The sequence below is a fragment of the Kitasatospora sp. NPDC096128 genome (genome assembly GCF_040303105.1).
GTDB lineage: Bacteria > Actinomycetota > Actinomycetes > Streptomycetales > Streptomycetaceae > Kitasatospora.
This window is the reverse complement of the sequence record NZ_JBEOSP010000067.1, coordinates 12670-35881: the sequence shown is the minus strand read 5'-3', so window position 1 is coordinate 35881 and position 23212 is coordinate 12670. Positions and strand designations below refer to the sequence as shown.

At 69.3% G+C, this 23212-nt stretch carries 24 protein-coding genes; 6 read left to right on the top strand and 18 right to left on the bottom strand.

The window, feature by feature from the left end; translation table 11 throughout:
* From ABTY61_RS39010 to ABTY61_RS38995, 4 genes are all read left to right on the top strand, one after another.
* The coding region (locus ABTY61_RS39010; protein ID WP_350509965.1) for a DUF5753 domain-containing protein at positions 1 to 769 on the top strand (769 nt) is incomplete at its 5' end.
* Positions 766 to 975 (top strand): DUF397 domain-containing protein, encoded by a 210-nt coding sequence (locus ABTY61_RS39005; protein ID WP_350509964.1) that lies wholly within the window; start codon positions 766 to 768, stop codon positions 973 to 975. The genes ABTY61_RS39010 and ABTY61_RS39005, both read left to right, overlap by 4 nt.
* 127 nt (positions 976 to 1102) lie before the next feature.
* On the top strand, positions 1103 to 2131 hold the full coding sequence (locus tag ABTY61_RS39000; protein ID WP_350509963.1) for a phosphotransferase family protein: 1029 nt from the start codon (positions 1103 to 1105) through the stop codon (positions 2129 to 2131).
* Positions 2132 to 2136: 5 nt separating this feature from the next.
* The gene (locus ABTY61_RS38995) at positions 2137 to 3348 is read left to right on the top strand and encodes an acyl-CoA dehydrogenase family protein (protein ID WP_350509962.1); all 1212 of its coding nucleotides are present in this window, start codon (positions 2137 to 2139) and stop codon (positions 3346 to 3348) included.
* Here ABTY61_RS38995 and ABTY61_RS38990 read toward each other — a convergent pair.
* The 15 genes from ABTY61_RS38990 to ABTY61_RS38920 all read right to left on the bottom strand — a co-directional run bounded on the left by ABTY61_RS38990 (position 3332) and on the right by ABTY61_RS38920 (position 18407).
* Complete coding sequence (locus ABTY61_RS38990) at positions 3332 to 4381, bottom strand: isoprenoid biosynthesis enzyme family protein (protein ID WP_350509961.1); 1050 nt, start codon at positions 4379 to 4381, stop codon at positions 3332 to 3334. The two genes, ABTY61_RS38995 and ABTY61_RS38990, sit on opposite strands and share 17 nt — an antisense overlap.
* A 252-nt stretch (positions 4382 to 4633) precedes the next feature.
* Positions 4634 to 5113: a ricin-type beta-trefoil lectin domain protein gene (locus tag ABTY61_RS38985; RefSeq protein ID WP_350509960.1), complete on the bottom strand. Its 480-nt coding sequence runs from the start codon at positions 5111 to 5113 to the stop codon at positions 4634 to 4636.
* 454 nt (positions 5114 to 5567) lie between these two features.
* The gene (locus ABTY61_RS38980; protein ID WP_350509959.1) at positions 5568 to 6524 is read right to left on the bottom strand and encodes a JmjC domain-containing protein; all 957 of its coding nucleotides are present in this window, start codon (positions 6522 to 6524) and stop codon (positions 5568 to 5570) included.
* A 47-nt stretch (positions 6525 to 6571) separates the two neighbouring features.
* Positions 6572 to 7501, bottom strand: a complete 930-nt coding sequence (locus ABTY61_RS38975) for a phytanoyl-CoA dioxygenase family protein (protein WP_350509958.1) — start codon at positions 7499 to 7501, stop codon at positions 6572 to 6574.
* A 69-nt stretch (positions 7502 to 7570) separates the two neighbouring features.
* Positions 7571 to 8878: an MFS transporter gene (locus ABTY61_RS38970; protein WP_350509957.1), complete on the bottom strand. Its 1308-nt coding sequence runs from the start codon at positions 8876 to 8878 to the stop codon at positions 7571 to 7573.
* An 18-nt stretch (positions 8879 to 8896) separates the two neighbouring features.
* Entirely contained in the window at positions 8897 to 10453 is a 1557-nt protein-coding gene (locus ABTY61_RS38965; protein ID WP_350509956.1) for an amino acid adenylation domain-containing protein, read from the bottom strand.
* The gene (locus ABTY61_RS38960) at positions 10453 to 10698 is read right to left on the bottom strand and encodes an acyl carrier protein (protein WP_350509955.1); all 246 of its coding nucleotides are present in this window, start codon (positions 10696 to 10698) and stop codon (positions 10453 to 10455) included. Before ABTY61_RS38960 ends, ABTY61_RS38965 begins: the two co-directional genes overlap by 1 nt.
* Entirely contained in the window at positions 10698 to 11774 is a 1077-nt protein-coding gene (locus ABTY61_RS38955) for an acyl-CoA dehydrogenase family protein (RefSeq protein WP_350509954.1), read from the bottom strand. Before ABTY61_RS38955 ends, ABTY61_RS38960 begins: the two co-directional genes overlap by 1 nt.
* 50 nt (positions 11775 to 11824) lie before the next feature.
* Entirely contained in the window at positions 11825 to 12241 is a 417-nt protein-coding gene (locus ABTY61_RS38950) for a hypothetical protein (protein WP_350509953.1), read from the bottom strand.
* A gap of 34 nt (positions 12242 to 12275) precedes the next feature.
* Positions 12276 to 13298 carry a ubiquitin family protein gene (locus ABTY61_RS38945; RefSeq protein WP_350509952.1) on the bottom strand — a complete coding sequence of 341 codons (1023 nt, stop codon included), beginning with the start codon at positions 13296 to 13298 and terminating at the stop codon, positions 12276 to 12278.
* A 12-nt stretch (positions 13299 to 13310) separates the two neighbouring features.
* Positions 13311 to 14648 carry a hypothetical protein gene (locus ABTY61_RS38940; RefSeq protein WP_350509951.1) on the bottom strand — a complete coding sequence of 446 codons (1338 nt, stop codon included), beginning with the start codon at positions 14646 to 14648 and terminating at the stop codon, positions 13311 to 13313.
* Positions 14645 to 15793 carry a YcaO-like family protein gene (locus tag ABTY61_RS38935; RefSeq protein WP_350509950.1) on the bottom strand — a complete coding sequence of 383 codons (1149 nt, stop codon included), beginning with the start codon at positions 15791 to 15793 and terminating at the stop codon, positions 14645 to 14647. Before ABTY61_RS38935 ends, ABTY61_RS38940 begins: the two co-directional genes overlap by 4 nt.
* A gap of 7 nt (positions 15794 to 15800) precedes the next feature.
* Positions 15801 to 17129: a TfuA-like protein gene (locus ABTY61_RS38930; RefSeq protein ID WP_350509949.1), complete on the bottom strand. Its 1329-nt coding sequence runs from the start codon at positions 17127 to 17129 to the stop codon at positions 15801 to 15803.
* 513 nt (positions 17130 to 17642) lie between these two features.
* The gene (locus tag ABTY61_RS38925) at positions 17643 to 17990 is read right to left on the bottom strand and encodes a hypothetical protein (protein ID WP_350509948.1); all 348 of its coding nucleotides are present in this window, start codon (positions 17988 to 17990) and stop codon (positions 17643 to 17645) included.
* Positions 17991 to 17993: 3 nt separating this feature from the next.
* Positions 17994 to 18407, bottom strand: a complete 414-nt coding sequence (locus ABTY61_RS38920) for a winged helix-turn-helix transcriptional regulator (RefSeq protein ID WP_350509947.1) — start codon at positions 18405 to 18407, stop codon at positions 17994 to 17996.
* Between the two features lie 79 nt (positions 18408 to 18486).
* Here ABTY61_RS38920 and ABTY61_RS38915 point away from each other — a divergent pair, with 79 nt between their 5' ends.
* Positions 18487 to 19305, top strand: coding sequence for an NAD(P)H-binding protein (locus tag ABTY61_RS38915; RefSeq protein WP_350509946.1), 819 nt, complete (start codon positions 18487 to 18489; stop codon positions 19303 to 19305).
* 162 nt (positions 19306 to 19467) lie between these two features.
* On the opposite strand, the gene ABTY61_RS38910 is transcribed toward ABTY61_RS38915, so the two are convergent.
* From ABTY61_RS38910 to ABTY61_RS38900, 3 genes are all read right to left on the bottom strand, one after another.
* Positions 19468 to 20439, bottom strand: coding sequence for an NADPH:quinone oxidoreductase family protein (locus ABTY61_RS38910; RefSeq protein ID WP_350509945.1), 972 nt, complete (start codon positions 20437 to 20439; stop codon positions 19468 to 19470).
* A complete protein-coding gene (locus ABTY61_RS38905) occupies positions 20436 to 21209 on the bottom strand; it encodes an SDR family oxidoreductase (RefSeq protein WP_350509967.1) in 774 nt (257 codons plus the stop codon). Before ABTY61_RS38905 ends, ABTY61_RS38910 begins: the two co-directional genes overlap by 4 nt.
* Before the next feature lie 68 nt (positions 21210 to 21277).
* Positions 21278 to 22036 carry an SDR family oxidoreductase gene (locus ABTY61_RS38900; RefSeq protein ID WP_350509944.1) on the bottom strand — a complete coding sequence of 253 codons (759 nt, stop codon included), beginning with the start codon at positions 22034 to 22036 and terminating at the stop codon, positions 21278 to 21280.
* A gap of 200 nt (positions 22037 to 22236) precedes the next feature.
* Here ABTY61_RS38900 and ABTY61_RS38895 point away from each other — a divergent pair, with 200 nt between their 5' ends.
* A complete protein-coding gene (locus tag ABTY61_RS38895) occupies positions 22237 to 22863 on the top strand; it encodes a TetR/AcrR family transcriptional regulator (RefSeq protein ID WP_350509943.1) in 627 nt (208 codons plus the stop codon).
* Positions 22864 to 23212 lie beyond the last annotated feature (349 nt).

Below are 23212 nucleotides of genomic sequence, written 5' to 3'. Positions count from 1 at the left end.
TCTGGAGACGCCGCCATCAGGCCCGCTCCCAGGCCAGCCACTACCGACGCCGAGCCGCGGCATCAGCCTGATCGTGATCTACAGCTGGAGTACTAAGAAGCCTGTGACCCTTAAATTCGCGGTGGCGGTAGACCAGGTGTTCGACACCGGTGGTGTCTTCAAGGAGCTGTGGCGTCGGATCTCGAACGCCAGCCTGCTGGAAGGGTTTGCGGAGTTCGTGGATGCGGAGGCGCGCTGCAGGAAGCTTCGGACCTTTCATCTGGGAGTGGTGCCTGGCTTGCTGCAGACTCTCGACTATGCGGCAGCTCTGGAAGCGGGGAATGTCCGCCGTGGCAGCATCACGCAGGCCCAGGCGGATGGGCGAGTTGACTTCCTGGCGGGTCGGCAAAGACTCCTGGAGAAGGATTCGCCGCCCATCATCCACGCGGTGCTCGACGAGAGTTGTCTTCTGCGTGTTGTGGGCGGCCCGGAGGTCATGCGCGCACAGCTGGATCACCTGCTGGCGTTGGCCGAGCGTCCGTATGTCACCATCCAGGTGGCACCGTTCCGGCTGGGCGAACGACGACCGTTTCTCTTGCCAGTGGTGCTGATGACGCTTCCTGACCGGTCGGTGGTGGGCTACGCGGAGTCTCATTCGCGAGGCCATCTTGAGCGACAGCGGGAGAGCGTTGCGGGTTGGGAAGAGGACTACGATCACCTGAAAGTGGAGTCGTTGGACACGGCGGCTTCACTCACCAAGATCCGGGCTGTTCGGAAGGAACTCTCATGACTACCCATAACCTGGCCGGTGCTTGGTGGGTGAAGTCGAGCTACAGCGGCAACGGTGGCGAGTGCGTCGAGGTGGCGCCGGACTTTCCTGATGTCGTTCCAGTCCGTGACTCGAAGGATCCGGAGGGGTTCGTGCTCCTCTTCTCCCCCGACGCGTGGGCTTCCTTCGTCGCCTCCACTGCCGCCGGCGAGTTCGGCGACGTCTGATCCTCTCCCGCCCGTGAGCCCCCGGACCTGCCTCGGTCTGGGGGCTCACGGCATTGACAGGGCCCCTTCCCCGTTGAATGCTAAGCAAGCGCTTAGTCAATGATCCGCCTTCCCGAGGAGCCGCTCGATGGCCGAGACCCCCGCTGACCCGCCCGGCCTGGATCTGGCCCGTCTCCGCTCCCACCTGGACGCGGAGCTGCCGGGCCTGATCCACGGACCCCTGCGGGCCGACCTGATCGAAGGGGGCCGGTCGAACCTCACGTACGTCCTCACGGACGGCGCCTCCCGCTGGGTCCTCCGGCGCCCCCCGCTCGGGCACGTCCTGGCCACCGCCCACGACATGGGCCGGGAGCACCGGGCGATGTCGGCGCTGAGGACCACCGACGTCCCCGTCCCGCAGATGCTCCTGATCGACCACGGCACCGACCTCCTCGGCGCCCCCTGGTACCTCATGGAGCACGTCGACGGCGTCGCCCACCGGTCGCGCAAGGCCCTCGCCGCCATCGGGGAGGACCGCGTCGCCGCGCTCGGCCGCCGGCTGGTCGAGACCCTCGCCGCCCTGCACCGGGTCGACCCGGCCGCCGTCGGCCTCGCCGACTTCGGCCGCCCCGAGGGCTACCTGGAGCGCCAGCTGCGCCGCTGGTCCACCCAGCTGGAGAAGTCCCGCTCCCGCGACCTCCCCGACCTGGACCGGCTGCACGCCCTCCTCGTCGAGCGCCTCCCGGTCTCGCCCGCGCCCGCGCTCGTCCACGGCGACTACCGCCTCGACAACGTCCTGGTCGACGACGCCGACGCCATCACCGCCGTCCTCGACTGGGAGATGTCCACCCTCGGCGACCCGCTCACCGACATCGGCCTGCTGGTGATGTACACCGAGCTCGCCGGGGTCGGCGGCGGCATCATCCCCTCCGCCATGACCGCCCCCGGCTTCCCCAAGGCCGACGAGATCGTCTCGTACTACGCCGAGCTGACCGGCCGTCAGGCCGCCGACCTGGACTGGTACGTGGCCTTCGCCTCCTTCAAACTGGCCGCCGTCGCCGAGGGCATCCACTTCCGCTTCCAGCAGGGCCGCACCCTGGGCGCGGGGTTCGAGCGCGCGGGTGAGATGGCCCCGATCCTCGCCCGGCACGGGCTGACCACCCTCAAGGAGAGCTGAACACCATGGACTTCGCGTACGACACCCGGACGAACGAACTCCGCGAGCAGCTGCTCGCGTTCATGGCCGAGCACGTGTACCCGGCCGAACCCGTCCTCGCGGCCCAGCTCGCCGACCCGGCCCGCGAGCCCTGGAGCGTCCCGGCGGTGGTCGCCGACCTCCAGGCCGAGGCGCGCAAGCAGGGCCTGTGGAACCTCTTCATTCCCGGCGAGCACGGTGCCGGGCTGACCAACCTCCAGTACGCCCCGCTCGCCGAGATCACCGGCCGCAGCATCCAGTTGGCCCCGCCCGCGCTGAACTGCGCGGCCCCGGACACCGGCAACATGGAGCTGCTCGCCCAGTTCGGCAGCGCAGGGCAGCGGGAACGCTGGCTGCGGCCGCTGCTGGACGGGGAGATCCGGTCTGCGTTCGCCATGACCGAGCCCGAGGTGGCCTCCTCCGACGCCACCAACATCGCCACCCGGATCGAGCGCGACGGCGACCAGTACCTGATCAACGGCCGCAAGTGGTACATCACCGGCGCGATGAACCCGGACTGCAAGGTCTTCATCGTGATGGGCAAGACCAACCCGGACGCCGCCCCGCACCGCCAGCAGAGCATGGTGCTCGTGCCGCGCGACACCCCGGGCGTCACCGTCAAGCGCGGCATGACGGTCTTCGGCTACGACGACGCCGACCACGGCGGCCACGCCGAGGTGCTGTTCGAGGACGTCCGCGTCCCCGTCGAGAACCTGATCGACGAGGAGGGCAGCGGCTTCGCCATCGCCCAGGCCCGCCTCGGGCCGGGCCGGATCCACCACTGCATGCGGGCGATCGGCATCGCCGAGCGCGCGCTGGAGCTGATGTGTCGCCGGGCGGGCGAGCGGGTGGCCTTCGGCCGGCCGCTCGCCGAACAGGGCGTGGTGCAGGACTGGATCGCCGAATCCCGGGTCCGCATCGAGCAGTTGAGGCTGCTGGTGCTCAAGACGGCCTGGCTGATGGACACCGTCGGCAACCGGGGCGCGCACACCGAGATCCAGGCCATCAAGATCGCCACCCCGCGCACGGTCGAGTGGATCCTCGACAAGGCCGTCCAGACCTACGGCGCGGCCGGGGTCAGCCAGGACACCCCGCTCGCCCAACTCTGGGCCGGCAACCGCACCCTGCGCCTCGCGGACGGCCCGGACGAGGTCCACAAGCGATCGCTGGCCCGGCGGGAGCTCAAGCAGTACCGCTGAGCGTGGTCGGGCCGGCCTCCCGCAGCCCGGGGTAGAGGTCCTGCCAGCGGTAGCGCGGACAGTGGAAGTGCCAGTATGCGAAACCCGTCATGTACCGCTCCAGGTGCGGGCGCTGCTCCTCGTCCGCGAGGTCCAGGATCCGGCGGTAGGCGGCCAGGCCGCCGTCGAGGCTGCGACGGTAGGCGGTGAGGTAGGGGATGCCCTCGCTCACCGCCTGCCGGTACGGCCGGCTGGCGAGGAAGTCCGCTCCGTGCACCGCCTCCTTGTAGCAGGAGAGCACGTCGTTGACGTCGTTGAGGAACGCGACACAGGAGCTGAGCGCCGCCGCCCAGAACGCCCGGTTCCGGTGGGCCGCCAGGCAGGGATCGGTGAACTGCAGCATCGCGAACCAGAACTGGGAGAAGCCGTTGAAGGCGCGGACGAAGTCGCTGTCCACGCCGTCGGAGGCCTCCGGGGTGAACTCGGCCTCCATGAGGACGCCGGTGACCGCGTTGTGGAAGAAGGTCTTGAGGACGGCGAGGACGGTCGGGTCGCAGAACCGCGCGAGCTCGTCGAACATGTGCCGGATGTAACGGGTGTTGGGCGAGCTCGGCGGCTCCCCGGGCAGCAGGCCGGCCCGGAGGATGGCCGCCGCCTCGGCCGGGTCGTGGCAGCAGACGTCGTCGACGTTGGTGGTGAACACCCAGACGCGGTCGACGGCGAGGGCGGGCGCGTCGTCGGCGATGGGCACCATCAGGGCGCGCATCCGCGTGATGTCCCGGACGGTGGCGGCCGGGAAGTCGACGCCGGAGGCCGCGAGTTCGGCGGTGAGCAGGGCGGCGTTGCGAGCAGCCTGGGCGTGGTCGACGGGCGGGTCGAAGTCGTCGGTGCGGGCGATCATCTGCTCGACCAGGCCGGAGGCCAGGATGCTCGCGATCATCGCGCGGTGGCGTGGGTCGGGGATCGCGTCGAGGCCGCGCCGGGGGGTGTGGTGCAGGGTGTCGACGCCGGGTGGCCGGGGGTGGTGGAGCAGGGGGCGGCCGGTCGGGTTCATGCGTCGGTCCTCGCTGTTCGGGTGCGGCGAACGGGTGTCGGGGGCGGGTTCAGGGACGGGCGTGCGCCCGCCCCCGGTGAGTCGCCCCCTGACTACCCATGTGTCGTGCTCGAACAAACCGGGCACCGACACTGCCGCCGGACCGGGACGGCTGCACCCGTCGGATGATCACCGTCACGCGGTGTGCGGCTGCCGGTGTGCGGCCGTGCCCGGGGCCGCCGGCAGCGGCCCCGGGCACGGAGGTCGGTCGGGTCAGGCGGCGGCGAGGCTGATCTGGTCGTTGAAGATCACCCAGTGCTGCCCGGGGTCGGTGGCGGCGCACGGCTTGGTGCCGACGTTCGGGGTGTTCCACGCGTTGGCGAGGCAGTAGGCGGGCGCGAAGGTGAGGGAGATCTGCTCACCCGTGACCGTCCAGTACTGCCCCTGGTCCTTGGGGTCGCACGGCTTCACCGAGACGGTCTGGGTGTTCCAGGTGTTGGCCAGACAGTAGGCCCGGGCGTCGGAGAGCGAGATCTGTTCGCCCGAGACGGTCCAGTGCTGGCCCTTGTCGGCGGAGTTGCACGGCTTGGTGCCGATGTTCGGGGTGCTCCAGGCGTTGGCGAGGCAGTAGAGGCCGGGGGTGCGCGGGGTCGCGCCGGCGGCCTCGGTGGCCCCCGCCTGGCCGACGGGCAGGAGGGCTGCGGTGAGCGACAGGGCGGCGACGGCGAGCGTCTTGCGGACGGCGAGTGCCATGGAGGGTGGTTCCGTTCTCGCTGCGGCCGTGCGGAAGCGCACGGCGATGGGGGGAGGAAGTCGCGGCTCAGGCCCGAGCGTGAGCCCATTGGAGCATCCGCCGCCCACGAACCAGTCGGTGCCGTGCGGGACGTTCATTCGGACAGGTCAGCGCCAGCGGGGCAGCGGCTCAGCGCAGTTCGGAGCCGGGGTTGGCCGCGTCCCACCGCTGCCGGGAGTCGACGATGGCGTCGTGGTGGGAGTACGACCAGTCGGTCACTCGGCGCGCTTCCCGGCGGTGGTGTACGGGCGGTGAAGCCTGATCCGAGGGGCTGGGGACGGGGACACGGCCACTGAAACGCGCCGAAGAGCTGCTTTCCGGCTGTCATCACTTGACGACTCGACAGCGGGACGGGGCCGAGGCCGCCTCCGAGGGCTTCAGCCCCGTCTCGCTGCCCTTCCGGTGCTCGCCGTACTATCGATCCCCCTGCGTACTCTTCGACGCCTTACGCTGTGAGCCGGTGCTCAGGTTCTCCAGGTCGAGCCGGTCCAGCAGCCGGAGCGCCAGCTCATGCGTGTCGAGGAGTTCGCCGGTGCGGGTGAGCCGATCGAGCAGGGCCGTCAGCTCGGCGACCGCCGCGTCGCGACGGCCGTCGGGGTGGGTGACTCCGAAGGCGAAATTCCTCCACCTCGGATCTTCGAGCAGGAGCGTCTCCATAGCACGTGTGAACACGCCGGCCCAGTGCGGTCCCTTGATCGTCAGATTCACCTGAAGGCAGTCGCCCAGGGAATACGTCTCATGCCACCAGCCGCGTGGGACGAACAGGATTCCGCCCGGCCCCATCTCGAACTCCGTGCTGTCTTCAGGCATTTCATCAGGAAACGGCGAGTGCGCATATCGCTCCTGACGCGGATCGGCCTGAGCCGCTCCTCGGCTGAAGCAGGTACTCGTCTGATTCTCGATGCTCCGGTTCCGGGCCAGCCGCCACCTTTTCTGCCCGTGCAGCAACAGCGCGAAGTTGAGGTCGAAGTCGCTGTGCATGGACAGGCCGCTGGTGCCGGTGGAGCAGAACGCCTCGCAGGTGAACGAGGAAACGGGGAGCCCGAAGGTTCGAGCCGCATCGGTGATGAGTCCCTTGAAGCCGGGGAAACTCTCCTCGACACCCAACATGACGCAGGTGAAGCCGGTCCGGTACGCGGGGATCGCGTCGGCGCCGGTCGGCGCCGACGCGTAGGGGCCGCCCTTTCTGCTGAGTCGCACCGGTCGCTGGTACCCGGCAAGTACCTGCTCGGCCGCGACGAGCTCTGGAACCTCTTCCAGCAGGGCCGTGCGCGGTGGACCGGTCTCGCTGACGTAGAGCTCGCCGGGCCAGAAGTCCCGTATGAGATCGTCGACGGACAACGGCCTTATGAACTCTTCGAGGCTGAGCATTCCCACCTCCGGCGTAGGAGCGAGCGCTCTCGTTCGGTCGAGAGGGCTCAGCGAGCCACGCTGCCGTCGCGCAGCCGTTCGATCATGTGAAGCGTTGTGTCGATGGGGGACTCGGAACCCGGGTCGGGCACCTCACGCACGTCGGGGCGTTCGTTCCACTCCTGGTACCCCTGGAACGGAATGGTCTCGCCCGGGACGTAGGGCGGGAGGCTGCGGTACTGGTTGACCCCCTCAAGCGCCTCTCCCCGGACCAGGATGGGATCGAGGTACACGCCTTCGCTGCGAATCCGAGTGGTGGTCGAGATGTAACCGATGTCCAACCCGCAGCGCCGCTTGGACGAGTGGTTCGGTTCCGAGTAGTGCAGCAGGTGGGGATGGTGGATCGAGACGTCGCCCGGGTTCAGCTCGATGTCCACGATCCCCTGCTCCCGGCTCCACTCGCTGACCAGGTCCTCGTCCGCGGCGGAGAAGAGCATATTGGGCAGGTCGGTGCGCAGCGACGGTTTGTGGAGGGGGAGCCGGTGGCTTCCCGGGATCATCCGCAGGCAGCCGTTCTCCCGGCTGCTCTCGTCCACTGCGAGCCACACGGTCAGTGCTTCCATGGGATCGAGCTTCCAGTAGGCCCCGTCCTGGTGCCAGAGGACGGGTTGTCCGTCATGCGGGGGCTTGCAGATGTAGTGAGCCGTGAAACAGGCGAGGTCCGAGCCGAGGAAGAACTCGGCGATGTCCACCAGGCGGGGATCGGTGATGAGCCGGACCCAGAATGCGTCGTTCCGGATCAGTGGATGGTGCAGATGCTCCGGACGGAGGTCCGGATACCGGGCCATCAGCCACTCGACGTGGCTGCGGGCCTCCGCTATGAGGGCCGGGGGTATCACGTTCCTGATGATGGCGAACCCTTGATCGCGGTAGCTCGCCCGGTGCTGTTCCAGCTCCGCCCGGTCGATCTTCCGGACGTTCTGGACTGTCTGTTTCATCTTTTCTCCTCCAAGAACCAGGTCTTACGGGTGCGGGCCCGAAATCCGTGCCTCCGGGCGAGGTGACGGTCAGGCTTCCCATTCCGGCGGCAGTGTGCGAAGTGAACGCATGGGTGAATTGATCAGGATGATCAACGGGATGCACATCTCGAGGACCCCCACCCACAACGAGACGCTCGTGGTGGTGGCACTGGCGATGAGGCCGCCCACCACGGATCCGAGAGGGGTCGCACCCTGGGTGACGACGTTGTTGGCGGCGGTGACCCGACCGAGGTACTGCGTGGGCGTGACCCTCGCTCGCAGGCCGGCCGTCGCCACCGCCCTTCCCACCACGACGAAACCGATGCATATCTGGGCGGCGGCGGCGAGCGGCACCGCCACGTCGCGGAAGACGGAGGCGAGCGGTGCGGCGATCAGGGCGGCCGGGGTGAGCGCGGAGAACACCAGGGTCATTCGGATCTCGCCCAGGCTGCGACGCAACCGGGGACAGACCAGGGAGGCGGAGAACCCGGCGAGCGCCCCCAGTGTCGAGAGCAACCCGAACATCCAGGGGGAGAGATGGATCTCCTTGAGCAGGAAGACCGGCATCATCGAGAGCATCATGCCCGCGCCGAAGTTGTTGAGCGCGGCTTGGGCGAAGAGGAGCCGCAACAGGGGCTGGTCCCGTAGGACCTTGATGCCTTCGGCGGCCTCCCGCAGGAAGCGCCGTTGCGGAGCGCCGGAGGTGGGGGGCTTCTCCTGAACGACCTTGATCTTCCCCACCACGAGCGCCGATCCCAGGTGGCACAGCAGGGTGAAGCAGTAGAGGAGAGGCGCCGCGATGGTGCTCGTCAGCACGCCTGCGACGCTGGGGGACACGGCCTGGATGGCGGTCTGTGAGGTCTGCAGGCGGGCGTTCGCGTCCGCGATCCTCTTCTTGGGCAGGAGCTGGGGAAGGATGCTTGCGTGAGCGACGTCGAAGAACACACCGCTGGTGCTCACCAGGAAGGCGACTGCCATCATCTGCGGCACCGTCAATATGCCTAACGCATAGGCGATCGGGATGCTTCCGAACGAACAGGCGTACATCAGGTCGCTGATGACCAGGATCCGCTTCTTCTGCCAGCGATCGACCCACACACCGGCGGGCAGGCCGATCAGCAGGTAGCCGAGCCGGCTGCAGAAGAAGATCACGCTGACCTCCAGCGCACTCGCGTGCAGGAGGAGGAGGGCGGTGACGGGAAGGGCGAAGCCGGCCACCTCGGCTGCGGCGTTCCGCATCGCGTTGGCCACCCACAAGCGGCGGAATTCGGGATGGCGAAGTACGTCACTGGATTCCGCCAGTTCGGGGCTTCGACTCGCATGGGTCTGGTCCTGGGCGGACGGTGATGCTGCCACGTCTTTCTTCTTCCTCGGTCAGTCGATCAAGGTCGTCCGGCTCTCGAGCTCAGCTGCCGGCCGACCGGCGAACTCGGTCAGTTGCTTGCGATCAACCTTCCCATTGCTCAGCGTGGGCAACTCGCCGTTCAGATGGAGGATTCGCTGGGGCACCATGTAGTGCGGGAGCCGATCGTTCAGGTGTCCGCGGAGCGATGTGAGTGCCGCGGGCACCTCCGCGGTGACGAAGAGCGTGATGGCGGTGCTGAAGACAGCATCCGAACTGGCGACGGCGACGCAGTTGTGGACGCCGTCGAAAGCCCGGGCGTGTCGTTCGACCTCCCCCAGTTCCACCCGGAACCCGCGGGACTTGATCTGGGTGTCGCGTCTTCCGAGGAACTCGAGTTCACCCCGGGAGTTCTCGCACACGTAGTCCCCGGTCGCGTACCACGTCCGGCCGTCCTGGGACCGGACCATGGAGCGCTCGGTCTGTTCGGCGTCGAGGTAGCCCGTCATCATCATGCTGCCCCTGACCAGGAGCTGACCGGAGGTGCCTGCCGCGACCGGGGAGAGGTCGTCGTCGACGACGATCACCTCAGCCCCGGGCAGTACCCTTCCGATCGGGATGACGGCGTCCTCCGGCTGAGGACCGTCGATCTCATGGAATGTGCACACGTTGCTCTCGGTGGGCCCGTAGACGTTGAGCAGCCGGATGTGCGGTACCGCCGAGAACAGCGTATTGACGTCGCCGGCCAACAGGGCTTCTCCGCCGACGACCGCCGCGCGAAGCTTGCCGAGTCCTCCCAGCAGCTCCGTCCCGTGACGTGCGAGCCAGACGAGGGTGGAGGTGACGGCGTACCAGATCGTGCCACCGACCCGCTCGCAGAACTCGATGTAGGTCGTGGGGAAGGGAGCGTCGCCCTCCGGCATCAGGGCGACGGCCGCTCCCACCCGGGCGACGGCGAAGAGATGGAGCACGGTGGGGTCGAAGTGGAGCGGGGCCGAGTTGATGACGACGTCGTGCTCGGTCATCTCCAGCTCGCTCACGCACCAGTCCACGAACGCCGAGGCGCTCGCATGGGTGTGGACCACACCCTTCGGCATCCCCGTGCTTCCCGAGGTGTGCAGGACGTACGACAGGTCATCGACCGGCGCGCGGGCCGGCTCTCCGCAGACGGCGATCCAGATGCCTCCCTCGGGCCCCTGCTCCGCAGGCAGCTGGTGCCAGTCGAGCGACAGGTCGGACTCCCGCCACTGGTCACGGAACTCCGCACTCACGACCAGGGCGCGGGGTTCGGCCCGGCGTGCGATCAGTTCCAGGCGAGAGAAGGGGGCGTGCGGGTCGAGCGGTACGTAGCCGGCGCCCGAGCGGAGGATGCCGTGGATGGCGGCGACCGCGACGGAGGACTTCGGGCCGTGCCAGACCACGCATTCGCCGGTCCTGACTCCGTGTCGACGCAGTGCCGAGGCGACGCGGTCCGCGACGTGGTCGAGCTCGGCGTAGGTCAGGGTGAGTGATCCGTCGGTCACGGCCGTACGGTCGGCGTGCTTCGCCACGCTGGCCCGTAGGTCCTCGACGAGAGAGGGAAGGCTCATCAGGAACCCGCCTTGGTGGCCACGAAATCCCGGATCGCCCGGGTGGTCGCGAAGTGGCTGGGCCGGATCTCGGTGTCCCTGATGGTGATGTGGAACTCCTCCTCGAGCTTCGCGACCAGCCTCAGCAATGAGAGGGAGTCGATGATGCGGCGCTCGATGAGCGGGGTCTCGTCGTCGAGTTCCGCGCCCTGGGAGAGATCCCGTACCAGGGAACGGATGACCGTCAGTGTGGTGTCTTCGGACATCAGAGACCGAGTCCTTCCGCGATGATCTTCGTCTGCATGTCGGACGTTCCCGAGTAGTAGCGGCTGGCCACGGCATCGGCGACCAGGCGCAGCGCGCCGGTCTCGGCGAGTACCGAGTAACCGCCGTAGAGGTCCGGCAGTTCCGTGCAGAACCTGTTGAATTCCGTGCTGACGTGGAGCTTCGTCAGCGAGGACCGCTGGTGGTCGAGCGTTCCCGCGTCCGCGGCGCGTGCCGTGGCATGGAGCAGCTCCCGGGCGCTGGTGAGGCTGACGTGCATCCGTACCACCCGCTGTCGGATGGCGTCGTAGGAACTCAGCGGACGTCCGAACTGCTCGCGCATGCGGGCGTGCTGGACTCCCTCCTTCAACGCGCGGGCCATGAGGCCGATGGTCGGTGCGAGGATGAAGGCCCGCTCGTAGCGCATCGCATGCATGAGAACGGCCACACCGTCCCCGGTGCCGGCGAGGCGTGCTTCCCCGGGGACCCGGCAGTCGGTCAGTTCGAGCGAACACAGCTCCGCCCCGTCCAACGCGGCCTTGTCGATCCGCTTGCCCACGGTGAACCCGGTGGTGCCGCGGGGGACGAGGAAGGCCGTGAGCGAGGCGAGCGTACTTCCCTCACCGGTGCGTGCCAGTACTACGAAGACGTCGGCCATGGGCCCGTTGGTGACGAACGTCTTCGTTCCGTTCAGCAGCCAGCTGCCGTCCGCAGCCGGTGCGGCAGTCGTCTTGAGCGACAGCAGGTCGGAGCCCGCGTCGTACTCGGTGGCCGCGAAGGCTCCGACGGCGTCGCCGACCAACAGGGGGGTCAGGTACCGCGCCCGCTGCTCGGACGTGCCGAAGGCCGCGATCGGTTCCTGGCACGCCCACATCTGGGCGGCGAGGGAGAACGGCAGCCCACTACGGCCGGTCTCCTCGGCCAGGGCCTCCAGTGCGAGGCACGCGGTCTCGTAACCCAGGCCCGCTCCGCCGTGCTCCTCCGGGAGGGCAAGGGACGTCAGGCCTTGCCGGGACGCGTCCCGCCATGCGGTCCCGCCGTCGGGGGACTTGGCGGCCCAGGCTCGGAAGCCGGCCAACCACTGTGTGAACTCCGGTCGATTGCATGGACGTTGCTGTTCATCGTGCATCACGGGTGGTCCAAGCTCGTGTGGGGTTCCGCGACCGCCCATTTGAAGACCTGATGGGACGGGCCCGCTGTGAACCGCCGGAAGGCGGACGGAGACTGTTCCAACGGAGTCAGGGCGAGCAGTTCCCTGTCGCGGCCCACCCCCTTGCGGTCCGCCAGCCAGGTGAGGATGTCGTCCACGACATTCGTGCCCCGGAAGCGGTGCCTGATCCTCATCTCGTGCATCAGCAGACGCGGCAGCGCGCCGGGTCGCATGCGTCCGAGTTCGACGAGAGCGAAGGCGGCGATCACCTCGCCGTCGGACTCCACCACGTGGAAGGTTGTGCCGTGGAGCGCCCTTTCGGGGGAGAGACGCTCCGAAACGTCCGCCACGGTGCCGCACCGGTGCAGCTCGTGGATGGCGGCGGCGTCGTCCACCGTCGCGGCTCGGATGATCCTCTTCACGCCCGTGTCAGCCACCGGCAACCGCCGTCACGATGAGGAGGCTGCTCCGCGCCGGAATCCGGGTCTCGGGATTCCTGACGCCGTCCTCGCCCAGATACGCGCTCACGAACGGAAGCAGGGCGCCGGACTCACTTGTCAGCCGCTTGCGAAGGTGTGGAAACCGTTCCTGGATCTGTCCCATCACCTGGGCGAAGGTTCCGCTGGCGACCATGATGGTCGACTCGTTCCCCGCGTAGTGCGCAAGCGACTTCGGAAGAATGACCTTGACATCGTGTGAGATGCCCTTCCGGGCCAGCCGCTCCTGCCAGAGCCGGACGGCTTCGCGCAGCTGGGAATCGTAGTCGGTGTTCGAGATGAACCCGTGTCCGCGACCGTCTCGCAACCGCACAGCCCGCACGCTCTCGTGGAAGTCCAAGGACTCCATGACGGGGCGTAGGTGGTGCAGGGCGAAGTAGGCGTCGTTCTCCGGGATGACCGCGTACAGGAGGCGCGCCGAATCGGGGGAGTTCCAGCCGCGCAGGACATCGGTGATGACCGCCGGCTCGGCCATGCCGGGAAGATCCAGGAAAGGGACGGCCTCGCGCTCCCACTGGGGCAGGATCGTCGGGTCGTTGTGCGGCGAGACGACGAATGCCAGGTCCTCACCGCCGGCCCGGGCGCAGTACTTCAGAGCGGCGTACCCACCCGAGGACAGGCCGTGCCAGATGGTCCCGTCCAGCCCCCATTCCTCGACGAGTGAGTTCCTGAGTTCGAGGACCCGGGGGAAGAACTCCTCCTCTCCAAGCAGGAACCACCCGCAGGCCGAGTCCGGGGTCTGACGGACGATCGGATCGGAGAGCGAAAGGCATACGGCTCCGTCGGCGGCCGCCCACTGCTTGCGGGCGAAGACCGGCGGGACGTGCCTTTCGACCAGGCTGAACCCGTGGTACAGAATGTGCAGGTAGGGGCTGGAGACGACCTCGGGTCGGGTGACTTCATAGTCAAGGACATAGCCCTTGGAATGCCGGAAACTTCCTCGTATCGAATTCACGTATACCTCACCTCAACCAAGGTAGTGCTGACTGAAGTCTTTGGGGATGATCGCCGGGAACAGCAGGACCGTCCGACACGGAGCCGACGGACTCTCGGCCGGAACCAGCGTGCTGAAGTCCGCACTCGGCACCACCTGCATCGGCTGGAAGGTCAGGCCGTGTTTCGCCGCCGTGTCTTCGAGCCGGTGGGCGACTGCCTCGTGAACGGCGTGGGTACCCCTGGTGCTCTGGTAGAGGAAGTCCGCCGGGACGGACCGCAGCAGCGTCTTCGGCAGTCTCTCCGGCAGGGTGAGCAGGTAGTACCGCGGCCGGTTGCTCCGTCCCCCTCGTTGAAGCCAACTGCGGCCGAACGGCCGTAGTGAGGAGAACATCGCGAAGCTCCACTCGAGTTTGACGCCCGTCACGACGAGGCCGCAGTTGACCAGGAACAGAGCACCGACCACAAAGTGAACGACGGTCGCCGGGCCACCATCCTCGGGCGTGGGGCCGGGGCCGCTGAGCGCAGCCGTGCACAGGAGTCCGAACACGGCCCCCAGCACGGTGTCCTTGACCATGATCCCGGCCGACCTGGACCCTCTCGCGGTCCGGCCGAGTGCCAGGCCGAGCAGAGCGAAGCCGGGTACGGCCCACCAGGTGTTGTCGAGGGCCCCGGGCAGCACCAGGTGGCCGCTGCGCGGCGACATCACCAGCGACCACAGTGCCAGGGCGACGATAGAGAAGGGAAAGTTTCCCGAGACCCCGAACACCGTGTGCATGGCGATGGAGATAAGGAGGGCGGGCAGCAGGCCGTGCGGAGTCAACAGCAGTATGCCTGCAGCGAGTTCGACGAGAACCACGCCGCCCGGCAGCCATCGGAGTTGGAAGCGGTTGGGGCGCAGCCCGAGCAGTTTGAAATAGAAGGCGAGAACCACCCGGCCGGCGCTTCGGCTGCTGAACAGGTACTCGCCGTGCAGTTTGAACAGGGCTGCGGACAGGTAGACGCCGGCCAGGAGATCGCGCGCGATCACGGGGACCAGGTGCGCCGGCGCGACCGCGAAGGCGACCGCGGACACTCCGCCGAGCCAGGCGTGGTTGGCCAGCCGTTGCTGGACGCTGAACACCCAGAGCACCGTGAGGGCGACGCCGGCCGTGCGCATCGGGGCCGAATCGCTCCACAGCGCTGCCGTCAGGGACAGCGGCAGTGCCAGGGCTTGGCATGCCGCAGTCGCCCAGTCGGGCATGTGGACGGCGAAGACCGGCGCGTGGTTGTATCCGAGTTCGCGCAGTCCGCGCTCCCAGGTCCGGCTCATCTGGTGTACGAGAAGAGCGGCGACGACGACGGCCTGAGCGTTCAGAGCTACCCCGTTCATGCGGACAGCATCCGACCTTCCGTGTAGACCAGGCCGGGGCACACGACACGCGCCACGCTGAACGGCACGCTCTGGTCTGTGAGTTCAAGGAACAGCGGGTCGTGCCCTGTGACGCCACGGACGCGCTCGACGACCTCTCGCAGTTCCTTGGCCATGTCTTCTCGGTCGCCGCCGTGTCCACGCAGGGCATCCCGGAGGTGAACCCCCTCGGAGTGACTTCGGAACGGCGCAACCGAGCACGCGTTACGCATGAGGGAGAAATCGGAGGGAATGTCGTCCCGCGTCGAACTGATCTCGGTCAGTCGGCTCTGTACCGCCTCGGTGAGTGCCCGGGAGAGTGCGACGTCGGCGTTCAGATGAGAGCCTGATCCGGCGCACACGATCGGGAACAGTGTCGACCACACATAGGCCGCGAAGGTAGGGACTCCGAACCTGTTGGGCAGGCACACGATCTCGATCTCGACGCCGGCGCTCCGCAGCCTGTCGATCAACGAACACACGTGGTCGTCATCGATCGTGGAGGGGTCGATGACCTGGGGCTCCGCGTGGTCGGGCCCGAGACGGCGGGCCATGACGTCCCGTTCGACGGCCTCGTAGAGCCCGTGCAGACACGCCTCGGTCGAGTTGTTTCCGGAGGCGAGGCCGGTGCTGCTGGTCTGAAACAGCCTCGGCCGCCAGAAGTGGCTGCCGCTGTAGGACAGACGGACCAGGTCCAGGGGCACCGGGATGCTGCGGTCATCGATCAGCGAGCGCGCGTGGACCCACGACAGGCGCAGCTCGTTCATCCAGGGCGCGCTCATCCGAAGGTTCAGGTCATCGAGGGCGTACGGCAGGTCGAGGGCCGTCGTCGGCGCCTTGAACGACGGCAGGGTCGGACGTTCCGCGTGCCACAGCTCGATGGATTCCATGACCGCCGAGAGCTTGGCGAGGAGTGGGGTGGCGCCCTTGCCCTGGGAGACGGCCAGCGTCTCGGACGCCGGGCGTACCGCCAGGAACACCGGGATCCCGATGACGTCGAGGCGGGTCACGTCAGCGACGCGCGTGATTCCGTAGTCACCGAGCCTGGGCGCGATGCGGGCCCAGGTCGTCTCAGGCGAGACGGCCCGGTGCGTGCCGGGAAGCCTCAGCTTCTGAGGACTGGTCATGACTTCATCAACTGAGGCCGACATGGTCGTGCTTCCTGAAATCCGTAGGGCCTGAAGAATCCGTGGAACTCGAAATATCGGCCAGATATCCCATGACAAAAGGGCGGATCGCGTCGGCGGCCTGCCTGAGGGACAGGAATCCGCGGCGCGCCGACTCTTCCTTGAGGTGCTGGCGTCCGGTCGGCGTCGTGCCGCCGAACCAGATGTGCGCGAGGACTGCAGTGCACGTCGACTCGGCGATTTGGGAGAGGCTGCGCCCCGGATTTCGGTCCAGGTGCTCGCGGGTATTCGTCAGCCACCTCTGCGCGGTGTCCCGATCGCCGGCGGTCTCGATGTCGAGCAGGATCGTCTGTTGCTCGGCATCGCTGAGATCGGGGACCGGGCAGATGAGGCTGGTGATCCTGTTGGCGAGATGTGGATCGGTCGGCCATTTAGCGGCGGGATGACCGACTTCTAGTCGCACATGTTCGGCGAGTGAATGGCCTGGCCGTCCGGGGCCGAATTCTAGATACCTCCACCAGACCTCGGGGAATTCATCGCGGAAGATCTGTTGGTAGGAAACCCGCTGGTACGGTGTCAGTGCGCCGTCGCCCGGCTGGAACCTGGATCGCCACCGGCGGTGGTATTCCGTCCGCCAGTCCCGTGCGCCCGCCGGGTCCGCGGCCGTATTCCGGGTCCGATGCGAGCCGGCCAGTTCCTTCGCGGCGGCCATGGCGGCAAGGGCGTCGCTGCGCTTCTGGTCGAAGCGGGCGGGATCCTTGTTCAGCTCCGACTCGAACCAGGCGGCGAATTCGTCCTCACCGTTCTCGCGGGCGATCGAGGCGATGTGTTCGCGGGATCGCAGCGGGTAGTACACCGCCTCGAAGAGCGCCAGGAGGCCACGCAGTCCGTCGGGGGAGATGATCTGCTCTCCCTGTGCGGCGGTCAGCGCGCTGTAGAGATTGACCAGGGGAACGTTCAGCCCGACGAGGGAACCGCTGTCGCCATGGGCGACGCTGACGGCGTCGTCGCCGTCGAAGACCCCGGTCCGGTACCACTGGAATACCTTGCCGACACCGATCATTCCATGCGGTTCCAGCTCGACCGCGCGAAGTGCCCCGATGCTTGCCGCGCCGATGACCGTGATGCCGCGGTCGATGGCGTCAAGGATCTCCTTGTGCCGCAATGCCAGGCTCTGGTGGTAGATCCCGTCGAGGATCACGACGATGTCGCCGCGGTCGATTCCTTCGGCGAACAGGTCGCCGTGTCGAACGGGGCCGTGCAATGTCACGGCCGGCAGTGCGCTTCGAATTTCAGGTTCGGGGCATGAAGGCCCGACGAACACATGAACCCCCATGCCCCTCCCCCTAACTGCTGACTGCATCAGGCGGCAATGAATTGCCTAGTGGTTTCGGTCACGTGGTGAGCCGAAAGCCCCCTGATTCAGTCCTTGACCTCGCTGTCGGTGATGACGAGCGGGGTGTCGCTGAAGAGCGCCTCGAAGTCGTCCTTCGTGAGCTCCTCGACGGTGCTGGCGAGCTCCTGAATCTGCTCGGACATTTTCTCTCCCAACTGTATGTAGAGGGACCATGCGCTCGGTGAACGCAATTTCACGTTACGCCTCGGGATCATCCGCGTCTACCGGTATTCGTAATGTCCGGTTCATGCCAATTGTCAATTTGGTATGACTTCGCCAATAACGCCCTGATATATTTCGCGCTGTTTCGCAGATGATTCAGCATTGTTGCGCGATTGCCCGATCCGGCCCATTGTCGACGAAATCGGCTGGTCCTCCCCGCCTGCTGAGCGGCCACGACGGCCGCATGCCGGACGGCCCCTCGGCGCGCTTCCCGGAAGTGGTGTACGCGCGTTAGCGGGCCGGGTGTTCGGCGAGGAGTTCGCCGCTGCCCGGGTCGTAGAGCTCGAGCGTGCAGCGGTGGCCGCTCCGGTGGAAGGCTGCGACCAGCTCGGTGATCGCGGTGGGCGCGATCTCCCCCGTGAAGGTCACCGGCTCCAGCGGGAGGATCGACAGCCAGGCGTAGATGTGCTCGGCCTCGAACTCCGTCCAGGACTGCTTGCGCACCCGCCAGCCCTGCTCGAAGAGGACCTCCGCCACCTGTTGGGCGTCGGCCGCCGTCGGCACCGAGCCGGCGATGTCCACGGTGAGGGCCCGGTCGTCGAACTCGGGGCCGGCGGTGCCGCCGGAGGAGAACTCCACGGCTCAGCGGACCTCCGAGCCGGGGTTGGCCGCGTCCCACCGCTGCCGGGAGTCGACGATCGCGTCGTGGTGGGAGTACGACCAGTCGACCATCGCCCGCACCAGGTGGGTCAGGCTGTGGCCGAGCTGCGTCAGCTCGTACTCCACCTGCGGCGGGACGGTCGGGTGGACGGTCCGGGACACCAGCCCGTCGCGCTCCAGCCGGCGCACCGTCAGGGTCAGCATCCGCTGCGAGATCCCCGGCAGGGCGCGCTGCAGCTCGCGGAACCGCCGTACGCCCTGGGCGAGTTCGACCACGGCCAGGACGGACCACTTGTCGCCGAGCCGGGTCAGCAGGTCGCGGATCCCGCAGTCCACGTCGTCCTCGCACCAGACGACCGGGCGGGGGGTGGTTACCGCGGTGTGCCCTACTGACATGAGAGTGCCTCCTTACGCCGGACGTCCAGGCTACCGAGGATGGTCCCGTCCCCGAGGATCGGCCATCAGGAGGAGAACCATGCTGCTCGTCACCGGTGTCAACGGAGGTCTCGGCACCCTCGTACTGGAGCGGCTCGGCGCCCGCGAGGGCGTCGTCGCCGGGAGCCGGACGCCCGGGGCGGTGAAGGCCCGAGTGCCCGTCCGGCTCGTCGACTTCGACCGCCCGGAGACCCTCGCCGAGGCCTTCGCGGGCGTACGGACCCTGCTGCTGATCTCGGCCGGCGCCGCCGAGGACGACGTGGTGATCGCCCGGCACGGGGCGGCGATCGAGGCGGCGGAGCGGGCGGGCGTCGAGCACGTCGTCTACACCAGCCTCGCCGGCGACGGCGACCACCTGCCGTACGCGCTGGCGCACCGCTGGACGGAGCGGCGACTGCGCGAGTCCGGCACGCTGCGCTGGACGGTGCTGCGCAACGGCCTCTACGCGGAGCTGCTGGCCGCGATCGCCGCGCCCGGCCCGGACGGGGTGATCACCGCGCCGCTCGGGGAGGGGCGGCTGGCGGCGGTGGCCCGGGCGGATCTCGCGGAGGCGGCGGTGAACGTGGCGCTGGCGCCCGCCGGGCACACGGGGCGGACGTACGAGCTGGTGGGGGAGCGGGCGGTGGGCGGCGCGGAGGTGGCCGGGGTGCTGGGCGCCGAGTACCGTCCGGGCCGGCTCGCGGCGGCCCGGACGGCGCTGGCGGCCTCGGACGCCTTCGACTTCCAGGTGCCGATGGTGGTGGGGACGTACTCGGCGATCGCCCACGGATTCCTGGCCGGGCCGGGCGGGCCGGGCGACCTGGCGGCGCTGCTCGGCCGCCCGCCGCGCCCGGCCCTGGAGGTCATCGCGGGGCGTTAGGGGCGCGGGTGCCGACCCGCTGGAGCAGGCCGAGCGGGCCCTGCTGCGGACCGTCCTCCTGGAACCCGCCCTGCTCGCCCTGCGGCGGCCGGCCCAGGAGAACGAGTCCGCCCGCCGCAACGCCTGAACCCGGCCGCTCGCGTGAAGCCGGCCGCTCGCGAATCAGTCCCCGAGGACGGCGATCCGCCCCGTGCTGCGTCCGTCGGCGACCAGCTGGACGGCTTCGGCCGCCCCCGCCAGTGGCACCCGGGCGCTGATCAGCGGGCGGACCACGCCCTGTTCGGCGAGCTTGGTCAGTTCGTCGTGGGCCGCGCGCACGGCCCGCGGGTCGTGGGTGTTGTACAGGCCCCAGTGCAGGCCGAGGATCGCGTAGTTCTTCACCAGGGCGTGGTTGAGCGCCGGCGCCGGGATCTGCCCGGCGGCGAAGCCCACCACCACGATCCGGCCCTCGAAGGCCACGCACTTGGTGGAGCCGGTGTAGGCGTCGCCGCCGACCGGGTCGAAGACCACGTCCGCGCCGCGCCCGCCGGTGAACTCCTTGACGGCGGCGACGAAGTCCCCGGCCGTCCGGTCCACCACCAGGTCGGCGCCGAGCGCCCGGGTTGCCTCCGCCTTGGCCGGGCCGCCGACCACGGCGACCACCCGGGCCCCGGCCGCCCGGCCGAGCTGGACGGCCGCACTGCCGACCCCGCCGGCTGCCGCGTGCACCAGCAGGGTTTCGCCGGCCCGCAGCCGGGCCCGGCGGTGCAGGGCGAACCAGGCGGTCTGGTAGCCGATGTGCAGCGCCGCCGCCTCGGCGTCGTCCAGCGCCTCGGGGGCCGGGAACGCGGCCGCTGCGTCCAGCAGCGCGTACTCGGCGAAGGCGCCGTGCGGCAGTACCGGGTTGCCGATCAGCCGCTCGCCGCTCCGGGCGCCGTCGGCGACCTCGCCGCACAGCTCCACGCCCGGGGTGAACGGCAGCGGCGGGCGGACCTGGTAGTGCCCGCGCACCATCAGCGCGTCGGGGAAGTTCACCGCCGCGGCCCGGACCCGGACCAGCAGCTGCCCCGGGCCAGGCACCGGCCGGGCGACGTCCCCGGCCAGCCGCATCACCGCGGCCGGCTCCCCGAGCTCACCCACCTGCCAGGCCCTCACAGCGCCTCACTCTCTTCCAGGCTCTGCTGGAGCCGGTTCATCCCGGCGATCCAGCGGTCCGGCTCGGTGGCCCGGACGCGGTAGTACTCGGCGGTCTCGGGGTGCGGCAGGATCAGGAACCGCTCCTCGCGCAGCGCGGCCAGGGCGGCCTCGGCGACGTCCTCCGGATCCAGGGCGGTCGGCGCGAGCAGCGCCGCGCCGACCGCGCCGGTGGCGGCCAGCATGTCGGTGCGCACCCCCTGGGGGCAGAGCGCGTGCACCCGGACACCGCGGTGGCGGTAGGTGGCGGAGAGCCACTCGGCGAAGGCGAGCGCGCCGTGCTTGCTGACCGCGTACGGGGCCGAGCCGAGCATGGTGAGCAGTCCGGCGGCGGAGACGGTGGCCAGGAAGCGGCCGTGGCCGCGCTCCAGCCAGCGGGGGAGCAGCAGGTCGGCGGCGCGCACGTGCGCCATCACGTTGACCTCCCAGGCGCCGGCCCAGGCGGCGGCCGGCGCGTCGGCGCCGCCGACCGGGGCGACGCCCGCGTTGGCGCACCACACGTCGATCTCGCCGAGCTCCGCGCGGGCCCGGCCGACCAGGGCGGCGAGGCCCTCGGCGGAGGCGGCGTCCCCGGGTACGGCGGTGCCGCCGAGCTCCTTCGCGACCGCGTGGGCGGCTTCGGCGTCCAGGTCGTTGACCACGACCCGGGCCCCGGCCGCGGCGAAGGCGCGGGCCAGGGCGGCGCCGATGCCCCGCCCGGCGCCGGTGACCACCACGCCCTGGCCCGTCAGGTCGCCCGGCCCGCTCGGCTCGGCCTGCTCGGTCGGCTCACCCGCTTCGGTCAGCTCGTTCGGGCCGGTCACAGGCCACCGCCGAGGGTGACGCCGCCGTCCACCACCAGGGTCTGGCCGGTGATCCAGCCGGCCTCGGGGGAGAGCAGGAAGGCGACCGCGCCCGCGATGTCCTCGGGGACGCCGAGCCGGCCCAGCGGGTAGGCCTTGGCGACCTTCTCCTCCCGGCCCTCGTACAGTGCCTCGGCGAACTTGGTCTTCACCACGGCGGGGGCGACGGCGTTGACCCGGATGCCCTGCGGACCAAGCTCGGCGCCGAGCTCGGTGGTGAGCCGGATCAGCGCGGCCTTGCTGACGCCGTACATGCCGATCCCGAGCGAGGCGCGGATGCCGGCGATCGAGGCGACGTTGACGACCGAGCCGCCGTGCTCGCCCATCCAGGCGGCGTGCGCCCGGCGGGTCCAGGCCAGCGGGCCGAGCACGTTGACGGCGAAGATCTTGGCGGCGGCGGCCTCGTCGGTCTCCAGGACCGGACCGTAGTGCGGGTTGATGCCGGTGTTGTTGACCAGGTGGTCGAGTCGTCCGAAGGCCTCCAGGGTGCGGGCGACCGCCTCCTCCTGGTGGGCCGGGTCGTCGGCCCTGCCCGCGACGGCGATCGCGTTGTCCGGGCCGCCCAGGTCGCGCACGGCCTCGGCGAGCGGCTCGGGGTTGCGGGCGGTGAGGCAGACCTTGGCGCCGCGGTCGACCAGTTCGCGGGCGATGCCGAGGCCGATGCCCCGGCTCGATCCGGTCACGACGGCCACTCGGCCCTTGAAGGAGTGCACCACGGAGGGTCCTGCCTTTCCCGCGAGGATCTGCGGATCCGGAGTTCGGAATCGCCGGCCGGCCAACGGCTGACTAAGCGCTTGCTCAGCATGGTGTCGGTGCGGGAGCCTGTCAACAGTCCGCCGGGCCGTACCGAGTCGTACCGGGCCGCACCCGGTCATCGGCGGGAATGCCTGTACGAGTTCTCTGGGAGGATGGCGCCATGACCAGCACGCCCATCGCCGACCTCTGGCCCACCATGCCCGGCGCCGACACCCGCCCCGAGGCGGCGTACCGGTTGCTCCAGGCGGCCGTCGAGTCGTTCGCGGAGCGCGGCTTCCATGCCACCACCACCCGGGACATCGCCACCGCGGCCGGCATGAGCCCCGCCGCGCTGTACATCCACTACCAGTCCAAGGCCGCGCTGCTCGCCGAGATCAGCCAGGCCGGGCACGCAGCGACGCTCGCCCTGGTGCGGGCGGCGGCGGCCGGGGGCGGCGGGCCGGCGGAGCGGATGCGGCGCGTGGTCGAGCAGTTCACCGCCTGGCACGCCCGGGCCCGGACGGTCGGCCGGGTGGTCAACTACGAGCTGCACGCCCTGCCCGAGGACGCATACGCGCTGGTCGCGGCGCTGCGCCTGGACATCGAGCGCGAGGTCAGCACGCTGATCGAGGCGGGCGTGGCGGCCGGGGAGTTCGAGGTCTCGGAGGTGCGTACGGCGGCCCGGGCGGTCACCTCGCTGGGCATCGACGTCTCCCGCTGGTACACCGAGCGCTCCTCCGAGGCGCCGGAGGAACTCGGCCGCCGATACGGCGAGCTGGTGCTGCGGATGCTCGGCGCCCGGGTCTGACCGGAACGCTCGCGGCACACCCTTGACCGGACTCCGGGGCTGCGAGGAGACTCGTATACGACGTACGTGTGCCTCGTAGGCGTCCGACGCCGACTTCCCGGTCGGCGTGATGTGCCGGCGCAACGCCGACTTCGCCACCCGCCGACTGCTCAGCACGGACGGGGTGTCCCCGGCGGGCCCGTCCATCGACCCGTTCTTCTTCCACCGGGCCGCCTGAGCCGCCCGTTCATCCCGCCCGTTCATCCCCCCTTTCATCCCGCCCATCCCGCCCCCGGCACCCGGGGCCCCGGGGGGTGATTAATCGGGGGTTTTGGGGGCCGCCCGCGGGGCCCCCCCCCCGCGGAGGAGG